General features: G+C 56.5%; 12 protein-coding genes. 5 read left to right on the forward strand and 7 right to left on the reverse strand.

Translation table 11 applies throughout. From position 1 onward, the window contains the following. The first annotated feature begins 44 nt into the window (after window positions 1-44). Together Q0753_RS07775 and ruvX are read left to right on the forward strand one after the other, a co-directional pair. On the forward strand, window positions 45-599 hold the full coding sequence (locus Q0753_RS07775) for a YqgE/AlgH family protein (protein WP_298719189.1): 555 nt from the start codon (window positions 45-47) through the stop codon (window positions 597-599). Then, complete coding sequence (ruvX, locus tag Q0753_RS07780; RefSeq protein ID WP_298719191.1) at window positions 596-1,015, forward strand: Holliday junction resolvase RuvX; 420 nt, start codon at window positions 596-598, stop codon at window positions 1,013-1,015. Before Q0753_RS07775 ends, ruvX begins: the two co-directional genes overlap by 4 nt. A gap of 180 nt (window positions 1,016-1,195) precedes the next feature. On the opposite strand, the gene Q0753_RS07785 is transcribed toward ruvX, so the two are convergent. From Q0753_RS07785 to Q0753_RS07815, 7 genes are all read right to left on the reverse strand, one after another. Then, on the reverse strand, window positions 1,196-1,399 hold the full coding sequence (locus Q0753_RS07785) for a cold-shock protein (protein WP_071473096.1): 204 nt from the start codon (window positions 1,397-1,399) through the stop codon (window positions 1,196-1,198). Window positions 1,400-1,667: 268 nt separating this feature from the next. Continuing rightward, window positions 1,668-4,895, reverse strand: a complete 3,228-nt coding sequence (carB, locus tag Q0753_RS07790; protein ID WP_298719195.1) for a carbamoyl-phosphate synthase large subunit — start codon at window positions 4,893-4,895, stop codon at window positions 1,668-1,670. 16 nt (window positions 4,896-4,911) lie between these two features. Further along, window positions 4,912-6,048, reverse strand: coding sequence for a glutamine-hydrolyzing carbamoyl-phosphate synthase small subunit (gene carA, locus Q0753_RS07795; RefSeq protein WP_298719196.1), 1,137 nt, complete (start codon window positions 6,046-6,048; stop codon window positions 4,912-4,914). A 412-nt stretch (window positions 6,049-6,460) separates the two neighbouring features. Beyond that, window positions 6,461-7,273, reverse strand: coding sequence for a 4-hydroxy-tetrahydrodipicolinate reductase (gene dapB / locus Q0753_RS07800; protein ID WP_298719197.1), 813 nt, complete (start codon window positions 7,271-7,273; stop codon window positions 6,461-6,463). 186 nt (window positions 7,274-7,459) lie between these two features. Then, the gene (locus Q0753_RS07805) at window positions 7,460-8,071 is read right to left on the reverse strand and encodes an FKBP-type peptidyl-prolyl cis-trans isomerase (protein WP_298719199.1); all 612 of its coding nucleotides are present in this window, start codon (window positions 8,069-8,071) and stop codon (window positions 7,460-7,462) included. Window positions 8,072-8,122: 51 nt separating this feature from the next. After that, the gene (locus Q0753_RS07810) at window positions 8,123-9,043 is read right to left on the reverse strand and encodes an ROK family protein (RefSeq protein ID WP_298719201.1); all 921 of its coding nucleotides are present in this window, start codon (window positions 9,041-9,043) and stop codon (window positions 8,123-8,125) included. A gap of 150 nt (window positions 9,044-9,193) precedes the next feature. Then, entirely contained in the window at window positions 9,194-9,457 is a 264-nt protein-coding gene (locus tag Q0753_RS07815) for a helix-turn-helix transcriptional regulator (RefSeq protein ID WP_298719203.1), read from the reverse strand. A gap of 449 nt (window positions 9,458-9,906) precedes the next feature. On the opposite strand from Q0753_RS07815, the gene Q0753_RS07820 reads away from it, so the two are divergent. The 3 genes from Q0753_RS07820 to purU all read left to right on the forward strand — a co-directional run bounded on the left by Q0753_RS07820 (window position 9,907) and on the right by purU (window position 12,307). Beyond that, on the forward strand, window positions 9,907-10,863 hold the full coding sequence (locus Q0753_RS07820; protein ID WP_298719205.1) for an OmpA family protein: 957 nt from the start codon (window positions 9,907-9,909) through the stop codon (window positions 10,861-10,863). 110 nt (window positions 10,864-10,973) lie between these two features. After that, window positions 10,974-11,435, forward strand: a complete 462-nt coding sequence (locus Q0753_RS07825; protein ID WP_298719207.1) for a YchJ family metal-binding protein — start codon at window positions 10,974-10,976, stop codon at window positions 11,433-11,435. A gap of 35 nt (window positions 11,436-11,470) precedes the next feature. After that, on the forward strand, window positions 11,471-12,307 hold the full coding sequence (gene purU, locus Q0753_RS07830) for a formyltetrahydrofolate deformylase (protein ID WP_298719208.1): 837 nt from the start codon (window positions 11,471-11,473) through the stop codon (window positions 12,305-12,307). The last annotated feature ends 90 nt before the right edge of the window (window positions 12,308-12,397 follow it).

A 12,397-nucleotide genomic window follows, 5' to 3' on the forward strand; every position in this document is an offset into this window, starting at 1 on the left:
GGCGTTGCGCCGGCGGGGCCATTCCCGACCCAAGACGAGATGACATGGACTCACTGCAACATCATTTTCTTATTGCCATGCCCAGCCTCAAGGATCCCTTCTTCGCCGGCTCCGTGACTTATATCTGTGAGCACAACGACGAAGGTGCCATGGGGCTGGTGATCAATATTCCCATCGATATGCCGCTGCATGAGCTGTTGCATCAGCTGGAAATGGAGCCGGACGATGTGCCCGAGATGGACACGCCGGTGCTGCAGGGTGGGCCGGTAGCCGCCGATCGGGGCTTTGTACTGCACAGCCCGGTGGAAGGATTCAGTTCCAGCCAGTTACTGAGCGATAATCTGATGATTACCACCTCGCCGGATGTCCTGGAAACCCTGGGCACCGACCTGGCACCCGAGCATTATCTGGTGGCGCTGGGTTATGCGGGCTGGACCCCGGGACAACTGGAGCAGGAGCTGACGGAAAACAGCTGGCTGACCATTCCGGCCGACACGGCGCTTATCTTCGACACCCCCCTCGCCCAGCGCTGGCATCAGGCCATCGCCCGGTTAGGCATAGACGCCCGTCACCTCTCGTCTCAGGTAGGTCATGCATGAGCCTGACCTTGCTGGGTTTCGACTATGGCACCAAGAGCATCGGCGTGGCGGTCGGTCAGCAGATCACCGGCTCTGCCCGCCCGCTGCTGGCACTGAAAGCCAACGAGGGCGTGCCCAACTGGGATCAGATTGAAGCCCTACTGAAGGAGTGGCAACCGGGCCTGCTGGTGGTCGGCCTGCCACTCAACATGGATGGCACCGAGCAGGACATCAGCCGCCGCGCCCGCAAGTTCGCCAACCGGCTGCACGGTCGCTTCGGCATCAAGGTCGAACTGCAGGACGAGCGCCTGACCACCACCGATGCCCGCGCCCGCCTGTTCGAGGCCGGTGGCTACAAGGCGCTGGGCAAAGACGCGGTGGATGCGGTGTCGGCTCAGTTGATCCTGGAGTCCTGGATGGAAAGTAATTACTTGTGAGGCGTGAGGCGTGAGGCGTGAGGCGTGAGGCGTGAGGCGTGAGGCGTGAAAATACCTGACATCAGAAAACCGAGCTACTTTCTTTATCTTTTTCTCCTCACTCCTCACCTCTTTCCCCTCACCAAAACACAAAAAACCCGCCGAAGCGGGTTTTTTTGGTCTTGAATTACCGAAGGGTAATTACAGAACCTGAATCTGTGAAGCCTGCGGACCCTTGGCACCTTCAGTAGCGGTGTAGGATACAGCCTGGCCTTCTGCCAGAGTTTTGAAGCCACTACCGACGATTTCGGAGAAGTGGGCGAACAAGTCTTTGCTGCCATCAGCCGGAGTGATGAAACCAAAACCTTTTGCTTCGTTAAACCATTTTACGGTACCGTTAGCCATTTTATCTTACCTTTATTTTAGTGACGAGCACGTGCTCGGAAAATGCAACAAAATCAAATAAGGGAAGCTTGGTGATGACTGTAGTGCCGTAAGGAACGAACAATATACAAAGGCCGCGCTAACTTGAAACTCTTGCTGACGTGCACTCTACGGAAGTAAGGGGGTGGCGTCAAACATTATCGTGAATATTTATTGTGTGATATTTAAGCAATAAAAAGGCGCCTTTCGGCGCCTTTTTCTATTCATGCTCTATCTATCGCGATAGTGCTTATTCGCCCTTGGCGATACGAGCATGCATTTCCTGCACCGATATCACGGAGGCGGTGGCGTCGTGCGCCATCGCCATCACGGTGGCGAAGGCACCGTTCAGCGTGGTGGTGTAGGCCAGTTTCTGGGCCAGAGCACCGCGACGCAGCTGACGCGAGTCTTCGATGGCCTGGCGACCCTCGGCGGTGTTCACGATGTAGGTGTACTCGTTGTTCTTGATGCGATCCAGAATATGAGGACGACCTTCGTGCACCTTGTTGACCAGACGCGGGTTGATGTTGGCCTCACCCAGCACCACGGCAGTACCGTGAGTGGCATCCAGCTGATAGCCGGCTTCCAGCAGGCTGGCGGCCAGGTCGACCACCCGCTGCTTGTCGCTGTGGCGAACCGACAGCAGAGCACGGCCTTCTTTCGGTACGCCCTTGCCGGCACCCAGATGGGCCTTGCCGAAGGCTTCGGCGAAGGTTTCACCCACGCCCATGACTTCACCGGTTGAACGCATTTCCGGGCCGAGCAGCGGATCGACACCCGGGAACTTGTTGAACGGCAGCACCACTTCCTTGACGGAGTAGTAAGGCGGAATGATTTCCTTGGTCACGCCCAGCTCGGCCAGTGACTTGCCCGCCATGACCCGGGCGGCCACCTTGGCCAGCGGAATACCGGTGGCCTTGGATACGAAGGGCACGGTACGAGCGGCACGCGGGTTGACTTCGATAAGATAGATATCGCTGCCCTTGACCGCAAACTGAATATTCATCAGACCGACGACACCCAGCTCCAGGGCCAGTTTGCGCACCTGTTCGCGCATCTCGTCCTGAATCGCCTTGCTCAGGGTATAGGGAGGCAGAGAACAGCCGGAGTCACCGGAGTGAACGCCCGCCTGCTCGATGTGCTCCATGATACCGCCGATGACTACGTCCTTGCCGTCACAGATGGCATCAACGTCCACTTCGGTGGCGTCATCGAGGAAGCGATCCAGCAGTACCGGAGATTCGTTGGACACGGTAACCGCTTCGTTGAAGTAACGACGCAGATCCTGCTCGTCGTAAACGATTTCCATCGCCCGGCCGCCCAGTACGTAAGACGGACGTACCACCAGCGGGTAACCGATTTTCTCGGCCAGAGACACCGCCTGCTCCATGGCTGTCACGGTGGCATTCTGCGGCTGTTTCAGCCCCAGGCGCTCTACCGCCTGCTGGAAGCGCTCACGGTCTTCGGCACGGTCGATGGCGTCCGGGCTGGTACCAATGATGGGTACACCGGCAGCTTCGAGGTCGCGCGCCAGTTTCAGCGGCGTCTGGCCGCCGTACTGCACGATCACGCCCTTGGGCTGCTCGATGCGCACGATTTCCAGCACGTCTTCCAGGGTCACCGGCTCGAAGTAGAGACGGTCGGAGGTGTCATAGTCGGTGGACACGGTTTCCGGGTTACAGTTGACCATGATGGTCTCGAAACCGTCTTCCCGCAGCGCCAGCGAGGCATGCACACAACAATAGTCGAATTCGATGCCCTGACCGATACGGTTGGGGCCGCCACCCAGTACGATAATCTTGTCTTTATCGGACGGCTTGGCTTCACATTCCTCATCATAGGATGAGTACATGTAGGCGGTGTCGGTAGAAAATTCGGCGGCGCAGGTGTCCACTCGCTTGTAAACCGGGAATATATCAAAGCGGTGACGCAGCTTGCGTACTTCACCTTCCGACACACCCAGCAGTTTACCCAGGCGCACATCGGCAAAGCCCTTGCGCTTCAGGCTGCGCAGCAGCTCCGGAGACAGGTCGGCCATGCCGAGTTCTTTTACCTGTTCTTCCAGCTTGACCAGATCTTCAATCTGTACCAGGAACCAGCGGTCCACATTGGTCAGCTTGAACACGCCATCGACGCTCATGCCGGCACGGAAGGCATCGGCAATGTACCAGATACGCTCGGGGCCCGGCTCCTGCAGCTCGTGGCGAATGCGCGCCAGGCTGTCCGAGTCGTTGAGGTCAACGATGGGGTCGAAACCATACTGTCCGGTTTCCAGGCTGCGCAATGCTTTCTGCATGGACTCCTGGAAATTACGGCCAATGGCCATGACTTCACCGACCGACTTCATCTGGGTGGTCAGACGGTCGTTGGAGCCGGCAAATTTCTCGAAGTTGAAGCGCGGAATCTTGGTCACGACATAGTCGATAGCCGGTTCGAACGACGCCGGGGTCAGACCACCGGTAATGTCGTTCTGCAGCTCGTCCAGGGTGTAACCGACGGCCAGCTTGGCCGCTACCTTGGCAATCGGGAAACCGGTTGCCTTGGACGCCAGGGCGGAAGAACGGGATACCCGCGGGTTCATCTCGATGATAACCATGCGACCGGTCTTTGGGTCGATACCGAACTGCACGTTGGAGCCGCCGGTTTCCACGCCGATTTCGCGCAGAACCGCCAGCGAAGCATTACGCATCAGCTGGTATTCTTTGTCGGTCAGGGTCTGGGCGGGTGCCACCGTGATGGAATCACCGGTGTGCACGCCCATGGCATCGAAGTTTTCGATGGCACAGACGATGATGCAGTTATCGTTACGATCCCGCACCACTTCCATCTCGTATTCTTTCCAGCCGATCAGAGATTCGTCGATCAGCAACTCGTTGGTCGGCGACAGATCCAGACCACGGGTACAGATTTCTTCAAATTCTTCCCGGTTATAGGCGATGCCGCCACCGGTGCCGCCCATGGTGAAGGAAGGACGGATGATGCAGGGGAAACCCACCTCTTCCTGTACCTTGTAGGCTTCTTCCATGCTGCGGGCGATGCCGGCACGCGGACAGGCCAGACCGATGCTCTTCATCGCCGTGTCGAAACGGCTGCGATCTTCGGCCTTGTCGATGGCATCGGCGGTAGCACCAATCATCTCGACGCCGAATTCGGCCAGTACGCCGTGCTTTTCCAGCTCCAGCGCACAGTTCAGTGCGGTCTGGCCACCCATGGTGGGCAGAATCGCGTCCGGACGTTCTTTTTCGATGATCTTGCGCACCACTTCCCAGTGGATGGGCTCGATATAGGTGGCATCGGCCATCTCCGGATCGGTCATGATGGTGGCCGGGTTGGAGTTCACCAGAATGACCCGGTAACCTTCTTCACGCAGGGCCTTGCAGGCCTGAGCGCCGGAGTAGTCGAATTCACAGGCCTGACCAATCACTATCGGGCCTGCGCCCAGGATCAGAATGCTCTGTATGTCTGTACGTTTTGGCATGACTCTTCCCTACTCCTTACGCGCGGTACTGCTTAATCAAATCAATAAAGTGGTCGAACAGGTCGGCCGCTTCATGCGGACCCGGGCTCGCCTCGGGGTGCCCCTGGAAGCTGAACGCCGGCTTGTCGGTGCGATGAATACCCTGCAGAGAGCCGTCGAACAGCGACTTGTGAGTCACCCGCACGTTGGCCGGCAGGGTCGCCTCGTCTACCGCAAAACCGTGGTTCTGGCTGGTGATCATCACCACGCCTTTATCCAGGTCTTTCACCGGGTGGTTGGCACCGTGGTGACCAAACTTCATTTTGACGGTATTGGCACCGCTGGCAAGACCCAGCAACTGGTGACCCAGGCAGATGCCGAATACCGGAATATCGGTTTCCAGGAAGCGTTTGATGGCTTCAATGGCATAGTCACAGGGCTCGGGATCACCGGGGCCGTTGGACAGGAAGATACCGTCCGGATTCAGCGCCAGTACTTCGGCGGCCGGGGTCTGGGCCGGTACCACAGTGAGGCGACAACCCCGATCCACCAGCATGCGCAGAATGTTGCGCTTCACGCCGTAGTCATAGGCCACTACATGATAGGGCAGCTCGGTCGCGGCCGGCTGGCTGTGGCCTTCGCCCAGGGTCCAGCTGCCTTCGGTCCAGGCATAGGTCTGGGCGGTGGTGACTTCTTTTGCCAAATCCATACCCTTGAGACCCGGGAAGCCTTTGGCTTCGGCCAGGGCTGCCGCTTCGTCCAGGTTTTCACCGGCGATGATGCAACCGGCCTGTGCGCCTTTTTCGCGCAGGAGTCGGGTCAGCTTGCGGGTATCGATATCGGCAATACCCACTATGTTATGGGCTTTCAGGTAATCGGACAGGGAGCGCTGATTGCGAAAGTTAGAGGCGACAATGGGGAGATCACGAATGATCAGACCCTGGGCATGAACCCGATCGGACTCTTCATCTTCAGCATTAGTGCCGGTATTGCCTATATGAGGATAAGTAAGCGTAACGATTTGACGGGAATAAGACGGGTCGGTGAGGATTTCCTGGTATCCCGTCATCGACGTATTGAATACCACTTCACCGACGGAACAACCGTCGGCACCAATGGCTGTACCGCGAAAGACAGAACCGTCTTCCAATACAAGCAGCGCTGAGTGAGTCAAGACAACCTCCAAGTTAATTCTTATAAATCAACAATTTACCTGGCTGTCCCGAGGTGCAGACAAAAAAAATATTACTGCATCTCGGCTAATACTGGGCAAATTCTGCGTATTTTATATAAAAGCGGCGTTTTCGACAAACTTTTTCGTGAAAAACCTTTCGTTTCACCTGAAGCCAGGAAAAATCGAAGTAAAAATCGACAAAAAACGCATAAAAACAAAAAAGGAAGGAAATAACGCGGAGAAAAAACGAATTGAAATGAAATTTCACACTTTAATGCTAAAAATAAAAAGTAAAGAAATAAACCTTTTAAAATCAATATCATATAAATAAGTTAAAGCGATAAACCCAGCCTGGAAAACCCGTTATCCTGCTCAATGACATCAGGTTAAGGCCGAGTTCATCGCATAAATATTATTTCAGGTTCAACACGTCCTGCATGTCGTACAGCCCCGGCTGCTGCACGGCAATCCAGGCGGCAGCCCGCACGGCACCATTGGCAAAGGTCAGCCGGTTGGACGCCTTGTGGGTGATCTCGACCCGCTCGCCGATATCCACGAACATGGCGGTGTGTTCACCCACGATATCGCCGGCGCGCACGGTGGCAAAACCGATGGTATTGCGATCCCGCTCACCGGTAATGCCCTCGCGTCCGTACACGGCGCATTCTTTCAGATCCCGGCCCAGAGTGTCGGCAATGACCTCCCCCATGCTCAGCGCGGTACCCGACGGCGCATCCACCTTGTGTCTATGATGTGCTTCGACGATTTCGATGTCGGTGTAATCGCCCATTACTCTGGCCGCCTGCTCCAGCAACTTGAACACCAGATTGACGCCAACGCTGTAGTTGGAGGCCATGACCATGGCGATATCTTCCGCAGCGGCGTTGATCTCGGCCTTTTGTGCCTCGTCAAAGCCGGTGGTGCCGATCACCAGCCGCTTGCCATGCTGCCGGGCCAGGGCAATATTCGCCAGAGTCGCGTCGGGCCGGGTAAAGTCGATGATCACATCCACCTGCTCGATCACCGCCGCCAGATTGTCGGTCACCATCACGCCCAGACGGCCAACATTGGCCAGTTCACCGACATCGACACCCAGTACCGTAGAGCCCGAGTGCTCGATGGCGGCGGTCAGGGTAACGCCCTCGGTATGGGTCACGGATTCGACCAATACCTTGCCCATGCGTCCGTTACAACCAGCCACGGCGATGCGAACCGGATTTGTCATGCGTTTATTCCTTTCTTCATGCTAAACCAAGGGTAAACCGGAAGTTTGCCAGATAAAAGCGGCCTTTAAAACGAAAAAGCCCTGAAGAGCAAGGCGCGAGCAGTCATGTTGTTCTCACGCCTTGCTCTTCGGGTTTTCCTGTCTTTCAGGACATAAAAAAACCGGCGGCTGCCGGTTTTTTCAGAATCAGACGATTTCGAGCAGTTCAACTTCGAACACCAGGGTCGCGCACGGCGGAATGGAGCCGGCACCCTGTTCACCGTAGGCCAGATCGTGCGGCACATACAGCTTCCACTTGGAGCCAGCCGACATCAGTTGCAGGGCTTCAACCCAGCCTTTGATCACGCCGTTCACCGGGAACTGAGCCGGTTCGCCGCGCATGACGGAGCTGTCGAACACGGAGCCGTCGATGAAGGTGCCGTGGTAGTGCACGCGTACGGTATCGGTCGCGGCAGGCTTGGCGCCCTCGCCTTCGGCCAGTACTTCATACTGCAGGCCGGACTCGGTCTGCTGTACTTCGGCACGCTCACCGTTGGCAGCGAAGAAGGCAACTTCTGCTTCTTTGGCTTCGGCAGACTGGGCAGCCTGCTGCTCCTGCATGCGCTGGGTGATCACCTGAAAGGCACCGTTGATGTCTTCGCGAGAAACGGCGAAGTCCACACCGGCAAGGGCGTCGGCCAGGCCCTGCTGTACGGCCGATACTTCCAGACCTTCAAAGGATTGCTGGCTCAGCTGATCACCGATTTGACGACCAACACCGTAGCTGGCTTTTTGCTCTACTGTCTCATATGACGACATGACATTCCCTTCGTTTGGGTATAAAAAAGGCATGCTAACAAAATAACTCGGTCAGCTAAATGGCAAGGCGGCACGCATGGCCAATAATGCAGCACCTCGTACCCCGCCGCTGCCACCAAACACCGGCGGCCGCACCGGCGCCGGTTCCACATTGTTCATCAGGTATTCGGGCAAGCGACTACTCAGTTCCCGATATAGCCAGGCCTGCTCGCTGAGACCGCCGCCCAGCACCACCACATCCGGGTCCAGCTGGGTCATCAAGCTACCCAGCCCCGCCGCCAGAATATCCAGATAAAGCGACAGACAATCGTTGGCTACTTGCTCTCCCTGTTGCCAGGCACCGATAATGGCCGGGCCCGACAGCGGCTCGCCGCCGACATGGCGATAAAGCCGGATCAAGCCGGTGCCGGAGACATAGGTTTCCAGACAACCATGCAGCCCACATCCACAGGGAAACAAAGGCAATCCCGGATAACGCGCAAGCAGGCCGGCATTGACGCCCCCGTGCCCGAATTCGGCACTGCCACCACGACCACTGTTTACCAGTTGTCCTCGGTGTAACAAGGCGCCGCCAACCCCGGTACCCAGCGTCAGTGCCAGCGCCAGTTCAGCCCCGGCCGCCGCCCCCTGGTGATATTCCGATAGTAGAAAGCAGTTGGCGTCGTTGTCGGCATATACCGGTCTTGCCAGCCGGTGCTGTAAGTCGCCTTTAAGATCATGGCCATGAATCGCCGGCACATTGGGCGCCAGCATCAGGCCGTTACTGTCCAGCACACCGGGAAAGCCGATGCCGACATGACCGGCCGTCTGCCAACGACCATCGGCCGCCGTCACCAGCTCACCCAGCATCTGAACAAAGGCAGAATAACGGGTCGTCGGCGTCTGGAGCACCAAACGCTCACGCTCTACGCCCTGCGCATCAAACACGGCAAAGGCTATCTTGCTGCCGCCGATATCAACACCGTAATACATTGAAAACCTCTGAAGAAAACAGCACGGACTATGGCTTTGAAGATAACATCCGCCAACAGATACCGCGAAGCAGCTGCCAACATCACGGTATGGGAGCTTTAGGTACGAGGGCTTGATATAAAGAAGAAGACAATCCCTTGTCTTTTTCTATCATTCGGCAATCTGCTCCGGACTTATCTGACCGACACTTTCTATGGTCTGATCAGACAACAACCAGAGGGTGAATCTGTGCAGCTCGGGGTGCTGCGCCAGAGCCACCAGAAAAGCACCACCCACTTCCCGGTATCCCAGCTCATAGTTTTTCAAGGTGGTGGGGGGAACTTGAAGCAGTTCGGCAAATTTGGGCCGACTAAGACCCATTGCCTCACGGATTTGCCGGATCTTTTTTCCGACCAAGCTGGTATCTGGATTCATAACCTTGCTACTCCTATCGAAGAATTCCGATAACCACTGGTATCGCTGTCTTATTAGTTTAACACCGCTAAAGAGACTCGTTATGCTCTGCTCCTGTTTTACCGAAAAAAATTCCAATTTAGACTCAGTTAGCGCCTAACTACACTATATAACTCCGATTTCTCCGCAAACTGCAGCGTTGCATTGCAAAAACCCGCGCAAACTGCATCAGCATCTTGAGTCAGTTGCGACAAATTTGGCCTTTCTCACTCGCCGCCTGCTTGTGGGCCTCAATGAAAACCGTTAGTCTGCAATCGTGCGGATGTACAAACACAGGATGAACCTGTTCCATATGGTTCTTCCTCTGAACAATAAAAATATCAAACGGACATTCCGCACTACACTGCCCTCAGTGTGTGCTGATATATCCATTTCGGCCTCGGCCGAATGCAAATAAAATGAGGAAGACGATGATGAAAAAAACAGTGGCTCCTTCCCTGATTGCAATCGCTATCGCAGCCGCCGGTATCTCTACCAGCGTGCAGGCCAATGACTGGTACCTGGGTGCCGGTGCCGGTTACGCTCAGTATGAAGATATCGATGAAAACAACGCCAACCTCGACAAGGATGCTGAAGCCGTCAGCATGTTCGGTGGTTACAACTTCAACCAGTATTTCGGTGCCGAGCTGGGCTTCAACAACTTTGGCGAAGATGCCGACACCAAGGCACTGAACCTGTCTGCCATTGGTCGTCTGCCGCTGAGCGAGCGCGTTTCCCTGTTCGGCGAGCTGGGTGCCCTGGGCTGGGATACCGACACCGGCGCCGGTGACGAAGGTGTTTCTCCGCTGGCCGGTCTGGGTCTGGCCTACCGTGCCTCCGATCTGGTCGACGTACAGGCCCGCTATCGCCGTGTCGAAGACATGGGTGATCTGGTCAACAACGGTTTCGAAACCGATGTAAACAACTTCATGCTGGAAGTGGTGCTGCACCCGAACCGTGGCGTGGCTACCCCGCCGCCGGTTGCCCCGGTAGCGCCTCAGCCGGCTCCCGAAGTGACCTATGAAACCCGTACCGTCACTGCCGATGGCTCCATCTACTTCGCCTTCGACAAGTCCGACCTGTCTGGCGACTCTCGTGCCACTCTGGACGAAGTGGCCCGCTTTGCTCAAGAGAACCCGGATCACCAGGTTGAACTGGCCGGTTATGCCGACCGTCTGGGTAGCGCCGAGTACAACCGCAAGTTGTCCGAGCGTCGTGCCCTGGCCGCCAAGGACTACCTGGTTCAGCGTGGCGTTGCCGCCCAGAACATCCAGACTGCCTGGTACGGCAGTGAACTGGCCGAAGGCGTAACCGAAGCCGAACGTCAGCGCGACCGTCGCGTAGATGCCAAGGCCCAGGCCACTATTCAGGTTGAAATCATCGAATAACAGCGATTGAATTCCTGACCGCAAAAACGGCTCCCCGGAGCCGTTTTTTATTTTTACCTTACTGCGGTCATGGCATACTGTTTTTCTTTTTATCCCGGACTTTCCTTCCCATGCGTTGCCATTGCCACAGCCAGCAGCCCTTCGAGCTTTGCTGCCAGCCCTATCTGCAGGGTGCTTCTGCCGCACCGACGCCCCTGGCCCTGATGCGCTCACGCTACACGGCGTTTGTGCTGGGCCTGGGCGACTACCTGCTGCAAAGCTGGCACCCGGATACTCGAGGGGCACTGACCGCGGCTGAGTTGTCACAAACCGGGCTCGACACCGACTGGCTTGATCTGACCATCGTCTTCGCTCGCGGTACGCCTGCCGACACAGAGGGAGAAGTGGAATTCAAGGTTCGCTACCGGGAAAACAACCGGGTAGTGACGCTGCACGAGCGCTCCCGTTTTATCTCGGCAGCAGGCCATTGGCTGTACCATTCCGGTCAGCTCAATCCGCCCAAAATCGGTGCCAATCAGCCCTGCCCCTGCAACAGTGGAAAAAAATACAAACAGTGCTGCGCCAGACACTGAGCCCCTTCATTCAACTAGCCGACAGACGCCTTATCATGGAACGAAAAATACTGCTGACTCACTGCCCCGATGCCAAGGGGCTGATCTCGAAGATCACCAACATCTGTTACAAGCACCAGCTCAACATCATGCGCAATGACGAATTCGTGGACTACGACAACGGTCATTTCTTCATGCGTACCGAGCTGGAAGGCTATTTCAACGATCATACCCTGCTTGCCGATCTGGACGATGCCCTGCCCAACGGCAGTCAGCGTCGGCTGGTGCCTGCCGGTAACAAGCGGGTGGTCATCATGGTGACCAAGGAAGCCCATTGCCTGGGTGACATTCTGATGAAACGTTTCGCCGGGGCCATGAACATCGATATTCAGGCCGTGATCGGCAACTACGACACCCTGGCCGGGCTGACCGAAAAGTTCGATATTCCCTACCACACGGTGTCACACGAAGAGATGAACCGGGCCGAGCACGAGCTGCAACTGGCCGAGATCATCGACCGCTATCAACCCGATTATGTGGTACTGGCCAAGTACATGCGTATTCTCAGCCCCGAATTCGTGGCCCGCTATCGCCAGCGGCTGATCAATATTCACCACTCCTTCCTGCCCGCCTTTGTCGGCGCCAGTCCCTACCGGCAGGCCTTTGAGCGCGGTGTGAAAATGATCGGCGCCACCGCTCATTTCGTGACCGACGATCTGGACGAGGGCCCCATCATCGAGCAGGACGTGACCCACGTAAACCACACCTTCAACGCCCAGGAAATGGCCAAGGCCGGTCGCGACGTGGAAAAATCGGTGCTGAGTCGGGCGCTCAACCTGGTGCTGGAAGAAAAGGTGTTCGTCTACGGCAACAAGACGGTGGTGTTCAAATAAAACGTGAGGGGTGAGGGGGGTGAGGAATAAAATCCATATCCGCAGATCGGGTGTTTTGCTCCTCACTCCTCACTATTTACCCTTTACGAC

Source organism: uncultured Oceanisphaera sp. (assembly GCF_947495715.1).
GTDB classification, from domain to species: Bacteria; Pseudomonadota; Gammaproteobacteria; order Enterobacterales; family Aeromonadaceae; genus Oceanimonas; species Oceanimonas sediminis.